This window comes from Bartonella sp. PS7NMGDW (assembly GCF_042193585.1).
Taxonomy (GTDB): Bacteria; Pseudomonadota; Alphaproteobacteria; order Rhizobiales; family Rhizobiaceae; genus Bartonella; species Bartonella grahamii.
Genome location: NZ_JBHILX010000007.1, coordinates 51027 through 69832 on the forward strand (window position 1 = coordinate 51027; position 18806 = coordinate 69832).

Annotated in this window: 12 protein-coding genes, 1 tRNA gene and 1 pseudogene; 5 read left to right on the forward strand and 9 right to left on the reverse strand. The window is 36.5% G+C overall.

Annotated elements, in window-relative coordinates; all coding sequences use genetic code 11:
- Positions 1-172: 172 nt before the first annotated feature.
- Positions 173-448, reverse strand: a complete 276-nt coding sequence (locus ACFIKJ_RS05255; RefSeq protein WP_375625976.1) for a hypothetical protein — start codon at positions 446-448, stop codon at positions 173-175.
- Positions 449-754: 306 nt separating this feature from the next.
- Between ACFIKJ_RS05255 and ACFIKJ_RS05260 the strand changes: the two genes are divergently transcribed.
- A complete protein-coding gene (locus ACFIKJ_RS05260; protein ID WP_375625977.1) occupies positions 755-1861 on the forward strand; it encodes a branched-chain amino acid aminotransferase in 1107 nt (368 codons plus the stop codon).
- Positions 1862-1965: 104 nt separating this feature from the next.
- Here ACFIKJ_RS05260 and glpX read toward each other — a convergent pair whose 3' ends face one another.
- Both glpX and ACFIKJ_RS05270 read right to left on the reverse strand, forming a co-directional pair.
- A complete protein-coding gene (glpX, locus tag ACFIKJ_RS05265; protein WP_375625978.1) occupies positions 1966-2952 on the reverse strand; it encodes a class II fructose-bisphosphatase in 987 nt (328 codons plus the stop codon).
- A gap of 143 nt (positions 2953-3095) precedes the next feature.
- Positions 3096-4412: a homoserine dehydrogenase gene (locus tag ACFIKJ_RS05270; RefSeq protein WP_375625979.1), complete on the reverse strand. Its 1317-nt coding sequence runs from the start codon at positions 4410-4412 to the stop codon at positions 3096-3098.
- A gap of 1238 nt (positions 4413-5650) precedes the next feature.
- Here ACFIKJ_RS05270 and ACFIKJ_RS05275 point away from each other — a divergent pair.
- From ACFIKJ_RS05275 to ACFIKJ_RS05285, 3 genes are all read left to right on the forward strand, one after another.
- Positions 5651-5725 (forward strand) — tRNA-Glu (locus ACFIKJ_RS05275).
- Positions 5726-6514: 789 nt separating this feature from the next.
- Entirely contained in the window at positions 6515-7729 is a 1215-nt protein-coding gene (locus ACFIKJ_RS05280; RefSeq protein ID WP_375626936.1) for an NADP-dependent isocitrate dehydrogenase, read from the forward strand.
- Positions 7730-7848: 119 nt separating this feature from the next.
- The gene (locus ACFIKJ_RS05285; protein ID WP_375626938.1) at positions 7849-9276 is read left to right on the forward strand and encodes an MFS transporter; all 1428 of its coding nucleotides are present in this window, start codon (positions 7849-7851) and stop codon (positions 9274-9276) included.
- A 42-nt stretch (positions 9277-9318) separates the two neighbouring features.
- On the opposite strand, the gene ACFIKJ_RS05290 is transcribed toward ACFIKJ_RS05285, so the two are convergent.
- Both ACFIKJ_RS05290 and tgt read right to left on the reverse strand, forming a co-directional pair.
- Positions 9319-10518 (reverse strand): MFS transporter, encoded by a 1200-nt coding sequence (locus ACFIKJ_RS05290; protein WP_375626941.1) that lies wholly within the window; start codon positions 10516-10518, stop codon positions 9319-9321.
- Positions 10519-11755: 1237 nt separating this feature from the next.
- The gene (tgt, locus tag ACFIKJ_RS05295) at positions 11756-12874 is read right to left on the reverse strand and encodes a tRNA guanosine(34) transglycosylase Tgt (RefSeq protein ID WP_375670324.1); all 1119 of its coding nucleotides are present in this window, start codon (positions 12872-12874) and stop codon (positions 11756-11758) included.
- Positions 12875-13842: 968 nt separating this feature from the next.
- On the opposite strand from tgt, the gene ACFIKJ_RS05300 reads away from it, so the two are divergent.
- The gene (locus ACFIKJ_RS05300; protein WP_375625988.1) at positions 13843-13980 is read left to right on the forward strand and encodes a hypothetical protein; all 138 of its coding nucleotides are present in this window, start codon (positions 13843-13845) and stop codon (positions 13978-13980) included.
- Positions 13981-14285: 305 nt separating this feature from the next.
- On the opposite strand, the gene ACFIKJ_RS05305 is transcribed toward ACFIKJ_RS05300, so the two are convergent.
- The 4 genes and pseudogenes from ACFIKJ_RS05305 to gyrA all read right to left on the reverse strand — a co-directional run bounded on the left by ACFIKJ_RS05305 (position 14286) and on the right by gyrA (position 18727).
- Positions 14286-14798: a peptidylprolyl isomerase gene (locus ACFIKJ_RS05305; protein WP_273788293.1), complete on the reverse strand. Its 513-nt coding sequence runs from the start codon at positions 14796-14798 to the stop codon at positions 14286-14288.
- 18 nt (positions 14799-14816) lie between these two features.
- Complete coding sequence (locus ACFIKJ_RS05310) at positions 14817-15410, reverse strand: peptidylprolyl isomerase (RefSeq protein ID WP_375625989.1); 594 nt, start codon at positions 15408-15410, stop codon at positions 14817-14819.
- A pseudogene (coaD, locus tag ACFIKJ_RS05315) lies at positions 15400-15919 on the reverse strand (pantetheine-phosphate adenylyltransferase). The gene ACFIKJ_RS05310 and the pseudogene coaD overlap by 11 nt, the downstream one beginning before the upstream one ends.
- Positions 15920-15943: 24 nt before the next feature.
- Positions 15944-18727, reverse strand: a complete 2784-nt coding sequence (gene gyrA, locus ACFIKJ_RS05320; protein ID WP_375625991.1) for a DNA gyrase subunit A — start codon at positions 18725-18727, stop codon at positions 15944-15946.
- Positions 18728-18806: the final 79 nt, after the last annotated feature.

An 18806-nucleotide genomic window follows, 5' to 3' on the forward strand; every position in this document is an offset into this window, starting at 1 on the left:
ATCATGCAACGGTTTTAACAACCGTTGCATGATTTATTTCCATACCATTTAATTACTTATCAAAAACTTCAGAAATTAAAATCGTCCAATCTTTTTTATGTCTTTGTGCTGACTTTATTCCTTAATCTACGTCGATTTTCGCCCTATCTAAAAGATTATATTTATGAAAAAGTCATTCCGTACCCTTATAAGTATAAGGTACAGGAGGGAGCGAATTTAAATCTTTTTTGGGCGTTGTTACGCTTTGACTTGTTTCTGGAGTATTATAACGCGAACTATGTTCAGGAGATTTTGCAAAAAAAGATCCTAAAAAACCAAAAACAAACCAGATAATAACGATCGCAAGAAGAATAGCAAAAATACCCTTAGCGATTGAAACACGTTGTTCACTATCTCTTCTTTCTGCTGCCATACGTTCTTCATATGTGTGATAATTTTTATCAATCATAGTAGATTCCTTTTCTCAATTCCCTTACCTTTTAATTTCTAGACAATATGCATATATGAAATTATTCAGATACTTATTTTGAGAAAACGATAATTATAGAAAAAAGTTCCAGCTTACTTCATAAAGTTGAGAAAAAGAGGCGAAAGTAGAATTAAAATATCTATCATAGCCTTTGAATTCTATAATAAACCTCTTTGTGTTCTATAATAAAACATTGACACAAAGGTTTTGTTAATAATAGAGTTGTGATCAAAATATCTCATTATTTTTATTAATAAAAATGAAACATACTCAAAAGGTTTTTTTATGAAATCTCCTATATCGTCGCTTCCCTTTAAAATAGAAAAACACCCATCTCCTCTGTCAGAAGAAAAGTGTGAAGAAATTTTAAAAAGTCCCGGTTTTGGTCAATTTTTTACAGACCACATGTGTACTATTCAATGGACTGAAGACAAAGGCTGGCATAATGCCATCATTTCTCAATACAAAGCTTTAGAAATTAACCCTGCAAGTACCGTTTTACATTACGGACAGGAAATTTTTGAGGGTTTAAAAGCATATCGAGCAAAAGATGGGCGCATCTTGCTCTTCCGTCCTGATGCCAATGCACAACGCTTTATAGAATCAGCGAGGCGTTTAGCTATGCCAGAATTGCCAAAAGATATTTTTCTGGATGCCGTTCATCAATTAGTAAAAATTGATCAAAAATGGGTTTCTGATCATCCCAACGCTAGCCTCTATATCCGTCCATTTATGTTTGGCAATGAAAACTTTTTGGGAGTCCGCCCTTCTCAAGAATATCTTTTTTGTATCATAGCCTCTCCAGTTGAATCCTATTTCAAAGGAGAAGAAAAATCTGTTAGTGTATGGATTGAAACAGATTATAGCCGCGCTGGTCCAGGGGGCACAGGCGCTGCCAAATGTGGTGGAAACTATGCAGCAAGCTTACTTGCACAAAAAACTGCAACTGAAAACAATTGTAGCCAAGTACTCTTCCTTGATATGATTGAACATAAATGGATTGAAGAACTTGGTGGTATGAATGTCTGCTTTATTATGGACAATAATACACTTGTAACCCCCACACTTAATGGAACTATCCTTCCAGGGATAACTCGTGATTCAATCTTAAGATTAGCTCAACAAATGGGTTTAAAAATAGAAGAGCGTCCTTATTCTTTTGCAGCGCTTCAAGAAGATGCAAAGAGTGGACACCTTAAAGAAGTCTTTGCTTGTGGTACAGCTGCCGTTGTCACATCAATTGGTCGTTTTAAATATAAAGGGGGAGAATTTATTATTGGAAATGAAACAGTTGGAGAAGTTACAAAGCAGCTTCGTACACAATTGGTTGGCCTTCAAAAAGGGAACATAGAAGATAAAAATGGCTGGGTTCATTCTGTCCAGCTCTCATAATAATAAGATATTCTCATATCTATAAACGCTTCCATGAAAGCAGATTCATGGAAGCGTATTTCCTAAAAAACTCCCTCTATTTTTAATGACGAAAAAAGAAAACATTAATCAAATTTTGAATGATCTCTATGCTGCGCTTTAATATTACGGACTGTACCCGTATGGGAGCGCATTACGAGAGTTTCCGTTTGAATGTAACGAGATGTAAATTTAACACCAGAAAGCATATTGCCATCTGTCACCCCTGTTGCTGCAAACAAAACATCACCCTTTGCCATTTCTTCCATTGTATAAGCTTTATTGGGATCACTAATCCCCATTTTAGCTGCACGAGCAATTTTCTCTTCTGTATCTAGCAGCAAACGACCTTGCATCTGTCCTCCAATACAGCGCAAAGCAGCAGAAGCTAAAACACCTTCAGGTGCTCCCCCAATCCCCATATAGATATCAATACCTGTTTCTTCTGGATCAGTTGTATCAATAACAGCAGCAACATCTCCATCCCCAATCAAGCGAATCGATGCCCCTGTCGCTCGTACTTCATTAATTAACTTTTCATGACGAGGCCTATCCATAATACAAACAACAATCTGATTAACAGCCACTCCTTTAGCCTTCGCAAGAGCATAGATATTATCGGTAGGACAAGCATCTATGTCTACTACTCCCTTTGGATAACCAGGACCAATAGCAATTTTTTTCATATAAACATCAGGAGCATAAAGGAGATTACCTTTTTCAGCAATTGCAACTACTGCCAAAGAATTGGCAATATTTTTAGCACAAAGTGTTGTTCCCTCTAGTGGATCAAGTGCAATATCGATCGCCAATCCACTTTGAAGACCTACTTTTTCTCCAATATAAAGCATAGGCGCTTCATCCCGCTCACCTTCACCAATCACCACTGTACCATCAATAGGCAATCGATTAAGTTCCTGCCGCATTGCATCTACAGCAGCCTGATCCGCAGCTTTTTCATCGCCACGCCCGCGCCAGCGTGCAGCAGCAACAGCAGCACGTTCAGTAACACGTACCAATTCAAGCGTCAAAATACGATCAAGTCCATTTAAAATCTTCTGAGTTGTGGGCATATGAAAAAATCCTACCGAATGAATACCAGAAAAAATATGAGTCCTTATTAAATACTAAGAATAAAGTTTTTGGCAAAGATGAAAATTTTCCACAAGAGACAAAAGGACTCAAGCTTGCCTTTTTGTCATTATCAAGAAAGTTATCAATTCTCTGCCATAGGCTCAATACGAATAAATTGAGATTTTGCAACAAGATGTCCATCTTTTTCAATTTCTGCAAGTGCCTGTCGTACATTCACCTCTGTTGTTTCATGCGTAATTAAAATAATTGTTTTTTCAATTTGATCTTCTACAAAAGATCTTTGAACAATCGACTCCAATGAGATGTGATTATCAGCCATATGCCTTGCGACCGCAGCAAAAACACCAGTACGATCATGAACATTTAAACGAATAAAATACCCCCCTGCATGATGCGAAATACGTGCTTTTTTATGAGGAGCAAGTTCTAATGCTGGACGTCTTAAAACAGGTGCATACTGAAAACCAGAACGCGCTTTTGCTATATCAGCCAAATCACCAATAACGGCTGATGCTGTTGCCATTCCTCCGGCGCCAGGACCAGAAAACAGTAATTCACCTAATAAATCACTTTGAATAGAAAGAGCATTGGTTACGCCATTTATCTGTGCAATCATTGAAGATGTTGGTACCATTGTTGGATGAACGCGTTGCTCTATTCCAGAATCCGTTTTTAATGCAACCCCTAAAAGCTTAATCCGATACCCTAATTCATCAGCTGCCCGAATATCAATTTGCGAAATATTATGAATTCCTTCAACATAAACATCATCTAACGAAACAGCCGTTCCAAATGCCAAGCTTGTCAACAAAGCTAATTTATGAGCAGTATCATTTCCCTCAATATCAAAACTTGGATCTGCTTCAGCATACCCAAGTCTCTGTGCATCTGCTAAACAATCTTTAAATGAAAGGCCTTCCGTAAACATGCGTGTTAATATATAATTACAGGTTCCATTGAGAATACCATAAATTCGGGATATGTGATTACTGACAAGTGATTCTCTCATCGCTTTGATGACAGGAATTCCACCTGCAACAGCTGCTTCAAAATGAAGAAAAACACCTTTTTTTTCTGCAATTATAGCCAGCTCTACTCCATGTCGAGCAAGAAGAGCTTTATTGGCTGTTACAACATGATGTCCTGCCTCAAGCGCTCTCTTAACAGCGGTGTACACCACATCTAATTCACCACCAATTAACTCTACAAAAACATCAATCTCATCAGAAGCAGCCAACTCCACAGGTGAATCAAACCATTTTATATCACTGAGATCAATTCCACGATTACGGCTTTTATCGCGCGCACTAACAGCAACGACTTTGATGAATCGCCCACATTGACAAGCTAAACTATTCGCTTTTTCACATAGAGCTCGAACAACTGAAGTACCAACCGTACCAAGTCCCGCAACACCAACTTTTAAAGCTTCTGCCATTATTAACCACTGATCCCTATCTTCACTGAAAAATCGTTTAAATGATGTGCCAATCAACACAAAGAGTACTTACATCCATAAGAACAAAAGAAATACCCCGCTCTATTCACTCCATGTTCTCCAATAGAATTATCCCCGCTTGTTCAATCAACATTCCTAAAAATATAATATTTATTGTCTTCAAAGATTTCAGAATCTTTATAAAATATCTAATTCAGAATGAAAATCTGTAAAACTAATAAATGCAAGTTGCCATAAAGAAAAGTTCTAAAAAATAATCAATAACAAATTAAAGAATATTGAATACTTGGTAAGAAAGAATAAAAACATCTCTTCTAAATCAACAAGTACTGGACAAAAAACATTCTTTCATATGATAAATTAAGAGAATGGATAAAACAAAGTAGAGCAGTAGATAATAACACATTCCTTCCTACCATTCCATAGCTTGAACTATAAATCTTTAATGCACCCATATATCAAAATAGAACCTTACATTAAAGTAAAAAACAAAACTTAATATGTGCACACCATAATTCTGCAATATTATAAATATGGAGAATAAATTTGCAAAACTCGAATATTTTACCTAAACTTATCGCCACCCCTTTGAAAAACTAGCGAATTGAAATGACAAAAACCTCAATCTGCCCTTCACCCAAGCTAATTCATTTTCAAATAAATAACCTTCCAAATATGTGAGGGAACAAATGAAGGGGTTTTAATTTTAAATTTCTCACAAACATGTAAAAGTAAAGATAAGAAAAATATTTTTAATATATTCTGTAAAATTGATTTAATATTCTCATTTTCATCATACATAATATATTTATATTTTTAAAATAAAAGTAATATATAGCTTAATCCTCAAAAAACTTTTGTATGATTATTATTATTTGTTAATTTGGTAATAAATATTTGCTTTATACTTCATAAATTTATACAGTTTTTTGCTTTATGATAAGCTCAAATAAGAAAGCTTCTGTATAAAGGCTCTTTCAAGCAAGTTAAATAATATTCTCATGTGCAAGAAAAGATAACAAACGATAAAATATGCAAAAAATAAACACATTTAAAATAATGTTTTGATCATTTTTGCCTACTACTCAAACTGAAAAGAAACAATCCAAACAGGAATTGCTCAAAAATTATTCAATAAAACACACTTTTTTCAAAAAAAATGACACAGAGGGCTTGCGAAGTAAAAAGATCCTCTCTATAAGCCTCATCAATGGTTTGCGCCCATCGTCTAGCGGTTAGGACATCGCCCTTTCACGGCGGAAACAGGGGTTCGATTCCCCTTGGGCGTACCATAATCCTTTTTTCTATGTTTAATACATTCATTTTATTTGTATTTTTAAAAACGAGGAATGTATAAATAAAAACGAGGAATAAGATTTTTAAAGGGATCTCTTCGTAAAAAAGATACGAGAATCATTAGATGATTAATTTCTTTGTTGCATTTCGATAGTAGTGCTTTACTGCGCACAGTTGATAACAATAAAAATCGATAAAATATAAAAACTAGAGGGTTCTAGCTCATGATACGGTAAGTTTATAAACCATATTCTTGCGTATGCCGTTAATTTTTAAATTAAAACCAGCCACATCATTTATACGTTTCTTCCAACCTTCAAAACTGAAATTTACCCCAAAACGCATTTTGTATGAAGCATTTCTAATTACAGTGCCTTTGTATCACATTAAATTTTTCTATAAACAAACAGACCGTAATCTTAGAATTGAAATACGATATAAAAATAGATTCTTATTCACCTAACACAACAAATCAAGAAACTATAATTTAGAATACGATCAACTTATTAAATAGAATCTCTGATAAATAAAAATGCATAATCCCTCTTCCCCAGTGATCTAACTACCTTATCTAGTAAACAGATTCTTCATCGATCATAGAATAATTATAGATTTGTAAACACATCACTTCTTTTCAAAAATTAAACCCTCCAAAAAAACTTTACACTCTATTGATAATATATTCTAAAAGCTCATATTTGAATGCTTTTTTCCCTTGTTTTTACTTTTCATTATAAACTTGAAAGTGCTATAAAGTAGTATCGCTTAAAAAAAAAGGACTTCTAATGGTAAAGATCAAAGTAGAAAACCCCGTTGTTGAACTTGATGGGGATGAGATGACCCGTATCATCTGGAAATATATCAAAGATAAATTAATCCATCCCTATCTCGACATTGATCTCAAATATTATGATCTTTCCGTCGAAAATCGTGATGCAACCAATGATCAGGTAACAATCGATTCTGCCAATGCTATCAAAAAATATGGGGTTGGTATAAAATGTGCAACCATCACACCTGATGAGGCACGCGTTAAAGAATTTAACCTAAAAAAAATGTGGAAATCACCTAATGGCACAATCCGCAATATTTTAGGAGGAGTCATTTTTCGCGAACCCATTATCTGTAAAAACGTCCCTCGCATTGTTCCTAACTGGACAAAGCCAATTATCATCGGACGTCACGCTTTTGCTGATCAATACAAGGCAACAGATTTTAAATTTCCAGGAAAAGGGAAATTAAGTATTAAATTTGTAGGTGATGACAATCAAGTTATTGAACATGATGTTTTTGATGCCCCAAGCGCAGGGGTTGCTATGGCTATGTATAACCTTGATGAGTCAATTCGTGATTTTGCCCGCGCATCCTTTAATTATGGACTACAAAGGAATGTTCCAGTTTATCTTTCAACAAAAAATACCATTCTAAAAACTTACGATGGTCGTTTTAAAGATATCTTTCAAGAAATATTTGATACGGAATTTAAAACTGAATTTGAAAACCGTAAATTATATTACGAACACCGTCTTATTGATGATATGGTTGCTTCTGCATTAAAGTGGTCAGGGGGCTATGTATGGGCATGTAAAAACTATGATGGTGATGTTCAATCTGATATTGTTGCCCAAGGCTTTGGTTCTCTTGGTCTCATGACTTCTGTTCTTATGACACCAGATGGTAAAATTGTTGAAGCAGAGGCAGCACACGGCACCGTAACACGCCATTACCGTCAGCATCAAAGAGGTGAAGAAACATCAACAAATTCTATTGCATCTATTTTCGCATGGACGCGTGGGCTGGCACACCGTGCTAAACTAGATAACAATGAGAAATTAAAAAACTTTTCCACGACATTGGAAGAAGTTTGTATTAAAACCGTCGAAGAGGGTTTTATGACTAAAGATCTCGCACTTTTGATTGGTCCTAAACAAAAATGGCTTTCTACGACAGGTTTCCTCGAGAAAATTGATGAGAATCTCAAAAAAGCAATGGGCAATTAAGTTATTACTTAAATTAAAATTCAAAGCTCTAAACAGAGCTTTGAATTTCTCTTGGCAAATTCAAAGAAGTACCTTATAAGTAAAAAGAGGATAAACTTTTATTAAATAGCAAAAAAACAGTGAAAAAACAAAGTTGGTCTGCGCTTTTATTAGGTAAAAACGGTCTTTGCTTTTTAACGTTTACAGGTGGTGTTGTATTACACGCAACCAACGTTTATATTGTTATTACTATTTTACCCTCCCTTATGAATCATATTGGCAATGAGATATATTATTCTTGGGTGGCAACTGTCTTTATTACAGCTTCACTCCTTGGTACTTCACTTGCAACAAAAATATTAGGAAAATTAGGTCCTCGCAACGCTTATGTTATCTCTGGACTTATATTTACCTTAGGCACTTTCCTGTGCAGCATTTCTTCATCTATGTCATTATTTTTAATAGGACGCTTTATTCAAGGATTGGGAAGTGGTTCTTTGTTATCTCTATCCTATTCCATGGTACGTATTATTTTCAGCCCCTCTTTATGGTCACATGCATTAAGTGTTATCTCTGGAATGTGGGGAATATCAACCTTATTAGGTCCAGCGATAGGAGGAATTTCTGTATATTATGGCCTATGGAGAGCATCCTTTTGGATCATTGGCGCATTAGCTATATTCTTCTTACTCATAGCCTGTAAAATTTTACCTAAAAAGAATGAAAACTATGTTCCAACATCCCCCCTCCCTCTTCTTCAGCTTTTCATACTCACCTTATTGATTTTTATCATTTCTGTTGGAGGAGCTATGGACACAACAATGGCAAAAATTTGCGGATTAGTTATCGGACTTAGTCTTCTCTTTGTTCTAGCAAAAATCGAATCATATAGCTTTCATCCTATGTTGCCGCGCAAATCCTTTTCTTTCTCTTCTGAAATTTTTCCCGTTTACGCATTAATACTCGTGATGACAACAGTCGTGTACAGTATAGAACTTTATTTACCACTTTTTCTTCAAGAACTTCATGGACAAGCTCCCCTTATAGCCGGTTATATAGCAGCACTTATGAGCCTAGGGTGGACGTGTGGAGCCCTCTCAAGTGCTGCTGTCTCCACAAAAAAAATTCGCAACATCATTATATACTCGCCCCTATTTAAACTGTTAGGTATAGCGATTCTTTTATGGCTCATCCCAACAGAAGTTTCCACACTTGAATATATTTTTACTATTTGCTTAGCACTATTTTCTATTGGAATCAGTGCGGGCATAGCATGGCCACATTTGCTCACACGGATCTTACAATGTACAAATGATGAAGATGCTCTACGTGCCAGTGAATCCCTTACCTCCGTACAACTATTTTCAGCTGCATTGAGTGCAACTCTAGCCGGAGTTATCACCAATCTTTCCGGTCTCTTTAATCCTGGAGGAACAATAGGAATGATCTTAGCAGCAAAAACTCTTCTTATAGTGCTCATTGGTTTTTTATTTTGTTTTGCTATTCCATTAGCGCTGCGCATTTCTTACTGCATATTAAAAAGTCCAACAGGACATTCCAATAATTAAATAAACATAAAAATACCTTCTTCATTAAAAAAATCAAAAGTATTAAGCATGCTTTTCCATATACCATGAGACGCAAAAAATCACTAGTCCACACAAAGTTAGAACACTTCCTAAAATAGCTGTATATTCATAACTATAGCCCAATTTTAAAACTAATGCTCCAGATTCTGCACCAAGAGCATTAGCAATATTAAAAGCAGACTGCATTAATGCTCCTGCCAAAATCTGTCCCTGTAGTGCAACATCCATAATTTTTGTTTGTATAGAAGGCATAGAAGCAAAAGAAGTCCCAGCAAAAAAGCATCCTATTGCCGCTGTTAACGGAGCATAGGACAAAAAGAAAAAAAGAAAAAAAACAAATACGCTCCAAAGCATAGAAAAAAATATCATCGGCGAAATACCAATTTTAACAGCTAATTTAGGCCCCAAGAGATTTCCTACCACCATTCCCAATCCAACTAACGGCATGATAAATGGTACCCACTCAAGTGAAACACCAGAAATATGCATTAATGTTGACTTGATATAAGTGAAAACAGAAAATAATCCTGACGCTCCCACCGAAACCATTAACAAAAGAAGCCATACCTGCTTTTGCTTTAATGCACCCATTTCGTGCAAAGGATTCGTTTTTGGAAAACTTAAATCACAAGGCAAAAAATTCCAAATAAGCAAACAACATAATAAAGCAATCATACCCACAAGGACAAAAGCAATCTGCCAACCAATAAGTTGACCAATCCAAGTAGCACTGGGTGCTCCCAAAACGGTTGCAATTGTTAAGCCAAGCATAACATATCCAACAGCTTTAGAACGTTCTTTCATTTCTACCATTGAAGAGGCAACCATAGCCGCAAGTCCAAAATAGATTCCATGGGGAAGTCCACTGAGAAAGCGTAATACTACTAATATGCTAAAATCAGAAACAAAGGCACTAGCGATATTTGCTAAAGCATAAAAAAGCATCAATCCTATCAAAACAGTTTTGCGTGATACATGAGCTGTTGCCACAGCTAAAAGAGGTGATCCAATTACAACTCCTAATGCATAAGCAGAAATATATTGACCAGCGGTAGGAATATCAACATATGAACTTCGTGCCATCTCTGGCAGTAGCCCCATTGCAACAAACTCTGCAGTACCAATAGCAAAACTCCCCACGGCAAGGGCTAAAATTATTAAACGCCGTATTCTCGAATCAATTTCCAATGCAAGAACCTTTTGTTTATAAGAATCCCTCATATCATCACTTCTGGATAGGAGTTTTAACTGTAGATATCTGTAATACACACAAACAAAAATTCAAAACATTGTTATACGCATACCCAATAGTCCCCAATGAAGTTTTAGGTAAGATTCTTTAATGAAAAACCTTTGAAACCCTCAAGGTTATAGACGTATTCACCTATTTTTCTCAGATCTGCCAGATAATAAACTTTGTCTCCTATTTTTATCAGTTCCGATTTTACAGTGAAACCTTTATTTTGCGACGATATACTATACCCTATAAATAATTCTAAAATTTGTCGAATAATGCACTTCAAACAAGTGAACCACATCTCATCATTATCTTGATACAAAGATAAAACTTCTCCCAAAATTATTGTTGCATTATTTTTGTTATCTAAATGCAGATCCTCCAAATTGATAAGCTATAATTTCAACTTTACGCCATTCTTATAAATTATTATAGAATCTTTTAAAAACTCTCATGAGAATAGTGCTTGGTTTCTAGATTTATTAAATATCCTCTTTTAGGCATCTTTACCCCTCCCTCCTCTAACAGAGGAATCGCATCAGATATCTAACTCATTATCTTTAAATTAAAATATTCAATTAAATATACTATGCTTATTTTCAGATAAATTCTATAAACAGAGCAGAAAACAAATATAATAATTTTTATCTCAATATATTTATCGATATTTTATAAATGTGCTAATTATCGTGATTAATATTTAAATTTTTTATGACTTAAAATATATAATTATCTTATAAATAATACTTATTATTAAGATATAAAAATAATAAAAACTTAAAATATATAATTATAATATTTAAAATGTTGTAATCTTATTTTAGTTTTATTTTAATTTTCTAAAGATTTATCTATTCGGTTGTATATAACCCATTCTTTACCTTTAGTAATAAAAAACACAAATTAGCTCATAAAAATACAATTTTCATACTTCTTTAAGAGTTCGCTAACACCTCATTAACATTGTTGCTTTAAACAGTCATCAGAAACAGAAATAAACTGTTTTTCTCCGGATCAGGTAGCGCGTACCGGAGTAACAGTTTCTGTTTTATATAGTAATTAGAAAAAGAATATATGCCCTATAAAACCGCACTTCTATATCTTAGGATAGTGGAATTTATAATTTTTGAAGGTGTTTTCTAATTTCATATTTTTAGCTAAATTTGTAAGTGCAAGAATAAATTCAATAAAAAAATGAAACGCTATATTACAATTAATATTTTAGCGTCCTTGTGCCCATAGAGCGCGCGTTTCAGCGCAAAAATCAGCATAACAGCCTTCTTCAATGGCATCACGAATTCCCTGCATCAGTTGTTGATAATAAAAAAGATTATTCCAACTCAACAACATACCCCCAAGAGATTCACCAGATTTGATCAAATGATGCAAATAAGCACAACTATAATCATGTGCTGCTGGACAAAGTGACTGCGGATCAAGAGGATGTGGATCTTCTGCATAACGCGCATTACGCAAATTAATTCTACCAAAGCGGGTAAAAGCTAAACCATGACGTCCTGCACGCGTCGGCATAACACAATCAAACATATCAACACCACGAGCAACACTTTGTAAAATATCATCAGGTGTCCCTACTCCCATAAGATAGCGTGGTTTATCCTCTGGTAAAATCGGACAAGTAGTATCCAATACTGCTGTCATAACACTCTGCGGCTCACCAACAGCAAGCCCTCCAATAGCGTAACCTTTTAAATCCATTTCTTTTAATGCTTGAGCAGAACGTTCACGCAGTTTCATATTATCACCACCTTGAACAATCCCAAACAATGCTTTATCGGGCTGATCTCCAAAAGCTGTTTTACAACGCTGCGCCCACCGCAATGAAAGTTCCATAGCTTCTTCCATTTCTTTTTCAGTTGCAGGTAATGCAATACATTGATCCAACTGCATCTGGATATCCGCACCAAGAAGTTCTTGAATTTCGATAGAACGCTCTGGACTCATTTCATAGTAAGCTCCATTAATGTAAGAGCGAAAAATCACACCTTGTTCAGTAATTTTACGGATTCCCGCCAATGACATAACCTGAAAGCCACCAGAATCGGTTAAAATAGGTCCGCTCCAGCGTGAAAATTCATGTAATCCTCCCAAACGCGCAACACGTTCAGCTCCTGGACGTAACATTAAATGATAAGTATTCCCCAAAATGATATCTGCACCAAGATCACGTATTTGATCCATATACATAGCCTTAACGGTTCCTGCCGTCCCAACAGGCATAAATGCGGGTGTACGAACACATCCTCGCCCCGTTATAATTTCGCCTCGACGTGCATACCCATCTTGAGAAATTTTTCTATAATGAAATGTCTTTATCATAACTCTCGTCTTTTTGATTCCATCAATGCATATCTCTATAGAAAGAAAAAAGATATCCCCTTACGAGCATTGTCATAAGCTTTATGAATTAATTTTTGATTCGCTCAATATTGTAACCAGCATAAAAAATTAAACGAGATAAAAGAACATTTCTTGTTAAGAAATCACCATAATAAAAGTGATAATCTAGCTCCAAAAAAATAGCAAAATCCTTATAATATCATACCTCAAAATACCTACGATTAATGCACTAAAGCCTTAATAGAACTGCAAAATTATTATCACAATAATCTCATCTTCACATACTTCCATAAGCAATAACTTTGTACGCATAGAAGAAAATTCTGAACGCATTGTACAGCTTACAATATTCTTTACTTTTACAGATAAAAATTTTTCATCTGCTGAGCACGGCGATCCCCACGCTTAATAAAAGCGCAAATGAGCATAATCATTTATCCCCTTACAATATTGAGATAGCTCTTGGCACTTGAGATAATTCACAAAAGAAATTAACGTGTAAAAACACTTAAAAAAACTAAAAATGCTTTTTGTAAAGATTCTCAAATACCAAAAGCTCTATCGTAACATTAGAGGCTGAAAAAGCGTATGATGGTACCCGTTTGCTCCTTCACAAGCTTTAAAACTATACATACCATGAATGTCATCGTGGAAGTGAATGTTGATATATACTGAGAAATTCTTCTTAAAAAAATACATAAATGTGCAACATAAGTATATTCCGTTTGGAGCGTTCCTCTATTAAAAAACGAGAAAAATAAAAGCGTAAGGCTATGCATAACCTTCATTATTTAAATGATATCGCTTTAGATACTTTTTAAAAAAGTAAAGCTGAATTAAAAAGAATATGGCAAGACTAGCCATTTGTTTCACCTCTGCGCCTTCACATTCTTCTAAGATTAAACTGTCTTCTTGTTTTAAAGATGACACCAATGAGATATACATAAATGCTGGTTTTCCACCTTGCTAGGAAAACTGGAGCAGCTAGTAAGGCTCTTATCCGTATTAATATGTGTGCTGCTGCATTAGGATTGGATGTTGATTTACAAGCAGCAACAAAAGCACACGCTCTCTCAGAAAAGTAACATCATAAAACCATTAATAGACCAACAATGAATTGAAGAGAAATGCCGAATTTTTTATAAAATACTTTTCCAAACAACAACCATAACACAACAGACTTTGCGTTTTCCTATTCTGACAAGTGTTTGTACAAATCCTTTGCGTTATATTCTTCAAGAAGATCCGATTGAAGGAAATATATGGACAATTCTTAGCTCGAAATTATAAAAGGTAAGTGTGATACTACAAAAGAGTTTTGTGTGCCTTTATTGATCAGAAAAGAGTATTTTTTCTTAGAAACTGACAATTGAAATCAGCATAATTTATACTATTTTGCATCCGCAGCAATAACGGCTTTGGTAATTGAATCTGGATCTGCAACAGGTTCACCACGTTTAATTTTATCAACATTTTCCATACCTTCAACAACCTGTCCCCATATGGAATATTGACGATCAAGCCACGGAGCATCTGCAAAACAAATAAAAAACTGAGAATTAGCAGAATTTGGATTCTGACTACGTGCCATAGAAACTGTACCACGCTTATGAGAAAGATTTGAAAACTCTGCTGTTAAATTTGGTTTTTCTGCCCCCCCCATACCCGCACGGGATAAATTGAATTTTTCACTATCCTTCTTTCCAAATTGGACATCGCCAGTTTGCGCCATAAAACCATCAATAACGCGATGGAAAATAACATTATCATAAGCACCTTCACGTACCAATTCTTTAATACGTGCAACATGTTTTGGCGCTAAATCAGCCAAAAGCTCAATAACAACTCTGCCCTTTGTTGTTTCAAGAATTAAAGTATTCTCTGGATTTTTATTCTCAGCCATATGGAAAGCTCCTTTGATTCATTTCTCAACTTGTAAAGTAGCAGCATTAATAACATCAGGATTTTTTACAGATCCATTATTACTTGTCGTACCTTTTTTTATTTTATCAACAATATCCATCCCCTTTATAACCTCTCCAACAACCGTATACTGACCATTTAAAAAAGCAGCATCATCAAAACAAATGAAGAATTGAGAATTCGCGGAATCCGGATCTTGTGACCGTGCCATCCCAACAGTACCACGCTTAAACGGCTGCTTTGAAAACTCTGCCGGTATATTGGGATAATTTGAGCCACCCATACCAACGCGTTTCAAATCAAAATCTCTACTGCCTTTTTTTCCAAACTTTACATCACCAGTTTGTGCCATGAAATTAGGAATAACACGATGAAATACAACATTATTATAAGCCCCCTCCTCTGTTAATCTTTTAATTTGCGCAACATGTTTTGGCGCCAAATCAGGACGCAGACGAATAATGACATCACCATCTTTGAGAGATAAAACAAGAAGGCTTGCATCACTTGCTGGGCTAGAATTACCGGCGACAGCGGACAATGAAAAAAAACAAAACACACATATCAAAACAGCAAAAATTCTACGAGACACAATTATTCTCCCCTAAAAGATTGGAATTTCGAGCTCAAAGCTCGTGCAATATTGGGCGGTACAAATGGTGTCACATCACCTCCCATGGAGGCAATTTGGCGTACCAATGTAGAAGTTATCGCACGCCCAGAAACGCTTGCCGGCAAAAAAACAGTTTGCAATTCAGGAGCCATAACGCCATTCATCCCTGCCATTTGCATTTCATAATCAAGATCAGTACCATCACGCAATCCACGAATGAGAAATGAAGCACCAACTTCACGCGCCTTCTCAATTAGAAGGTTGCTAAATGAAAGAACCTGCAATCGGTTAGAATCCGCGCCAAACAAATCTTTCCCTACCTGCGTAATGAAATCAACACGCTCTTCGAAGCTAAAGAGTGTTTTTTTGTCAGCCTGTATCCCTATAGCGACGACCACCTTATCAGCTAACACAAAACATCCTTTCAAAACATCAAGATGACCATTTGTAAGAGGATCAAAAGAACCTGCATAAAGAGCAATTTTCATGATTTTACTTCATCCTCTTGAAAATTATTTTTCTTCGCTCATATCAACTGTATCAGAATGCTTCTCACCTTCATCATCTAATGAACTCGTATCATCTTCAGGTTCAGAAATACGTTCAACCGATACGACCCTTTCACCTTTGGCTGTATTAAAAATTGTGACTCCCTTAGTTGAGCGCCCAGCAGTACGAATTCCCTCAACAGGAACACGAATAAGCTGTCCCCCATCTGATACCAACATAATTTGATCTTGCGCCTTCACCGGAAAAGCCGCTACTAATTTACCAATTTCAGCTGTTTTAGATGGATCTGTTGCACGAATCCCTTTTCCGCCACGTCCGGAAATCCGGAACTCATAGGATGAAGAGCGTTTACCATAACCAAACTCACTCACCGTCAAAAGCATTTGTTCACGTGCATGAAGTTCTGCATAACGTTCATCTGTTAACTCTGTTTCAGCACCCCCATCTTCCTCATCAAGAGTTACAATATCTTCAACATCAGCATCTGCACCAGAAGCACGCCGTTCATTCATTACACGTTTAATATAAGCAGAACGCTCAATGGACGTCGCCTCGACATGCTCTAAAATTGTCATCGAAATGACTTTATCGCCTTTAGCTAAATTGATACCACGAACTCCCACAGAATTACGCCCAGCAAAGACACGAACATCAACAACTGGAAAACGGATACATTGTCCATTGGCTGTTGTTAGAACAACATCATCATGTTCTGTACAGGTTTCAACAGAAAGAATTTCATCTTCTTCATCAAGTTTCATTGCAATTTTACCATTACGATTAACTTGAACGAAATCTGATAATTTATTACGACGCACAGTTCCACGTGTTGTCGCAAACATAACATCCAATGCACTCCAGCTCGCTTCATCTTCAGGCAAAGGCATAATCGTTGTAATACGCTCACCTGGTTGTAAAGGAAGCATATTGATCAAAGCCCGCCCACGCGATTGGGGTGTCCCCAGCGGCAGTCGCCAAACTTTTTCCTTATAAACAATTCCACGTGATGAAAAGAAAAGAACCGGTGTATGCGTATTGGCAACAAACAATCGCGTTACAAAATCCTCATCCTTCGTGGACATACCAGAACGCCCCTTACCACCACGTCGCTGTGCACGATAGGTATTAAGAGGCACACGTTTAATATAGCCACTATGGCTCACCGTTACCACCATATCCTCTGGTGCAATCAGATCTTCACTCTCCATCTCAGCGCTACCAAAACCAAATACGGTACGTCGCGGCGTTGCAAATTCCTCACGAAGAGCGCTCAACTCATCCTTAACAATACACATAATGCGTATGCGTGATGCCAAGATATCAAGATAGTCAGCGATATCCACGCCAATTTTATTCAATTCATCAGCGATTTCATCACGCCCAAGGGCTGTCAATCGTTGCAAACGCAATTCTAAAATAGCACGCGCCTGTTCTTCAGAGAGATTATAAGTACCATCCTCATGAATAATATGACGAGGATCATCAATAAGTTTAATCAAAGGTGCGACATCCATTGCTGGCCAGCGTCGCTCCATTAACTGTGCACGTGCTGTCTGCGGATCAGGAGCTTTGCGAATAAGTGCGATAATTTCATCAATATTGGCAACAGCAAGGGCAAGACCAACCAAAACATGTGCTCGCTCACGCGCTTTACGCAAAAGATATTTTGTTCGCCGACTGACAACTTCTTCCCGAAAAGAAACAAATGCACGAAGCATATCAAGCAACGTCATCTGTTCGGGTTTTCCCCCATTCAAAGCAACCATATTACAACCAAAGGAAGTTTGTAGCGGCGTATACCGATATAATTGGTTTAAAACAACTTCCGCAACGACATCTTTCTTCAGCTCAATAACAACCCGATATCCATCACGATCAGATTCGTCACGCAAATCAGAGATTCCCTCAATGCGTTTATCGCGCACCAATTCGGCCATTTTCTCAATCATCGTTGCCTTATTAACTTGATAAGGGATCTCATTCACAATAATTGCTTGTCGACCATTGCGAATTTCTTCGATCTCAACTTTAGCACGCATAATGATTGAGCCACGTCCTGTTTCATAAGCTGCACGAACACCAGAATGTCCGAGGATAATGCCCCCTGTAGGAAAATCCGGACCAGGAATAATTTCAATTATTTTATCGAGTGTGATATCGGGATTATCAATCAAAGCGATACAACCATCAACGACTTCACCAAGATTATGGGGAGGAATATTGGTTGCCATTCCCACAGCAATCCCCCCTGACCCATTAACCAAAAGATTGGGAAAACGCGCTGGTAAGACAACCGGCTCACGCTCACGCCCATCGTAATTATCCTGAAAATCAACAGTATCTTTATCTATATCAGCTAAAAGTTCTTCTGAAACTTTTTCTAAACGACACTCAGTATAGCGCATAGCCGCGGGTGGATCACCATCAACGGAACCAAAATTTCCCTGACCATCAATCAATGGATTTCTTAAAGAAAAGTCCTGCGCCATACGCACTAAAGCATCATAAATTGAAGCATCACCATGGGGATGGAATTTCCCCATAACCTCACCAACAACACCAGCAGATTTACGATATGACTTATTGAAAGAAAGCCCCATCTCATTCATAGCATGAAGGATACGTCGATGAACAGGCTTAAGACCATCACGAACATCAGGGAGTGCACGTGAAACAATCACGCTCATCGCATAATCGAGATAGGAGCGTTGCATTTCATCAATAATACTGATTGGTTCAATACCGGTTAGCACATCACGTTCTGGAAGTGGAGTAAGATCGGTCACAATTTTAAAACTTTCAAAAAAGAATCATTTCACTTTATTTATATCGAAAAATACACCAAAATGCTAATTTCTCCCCCAT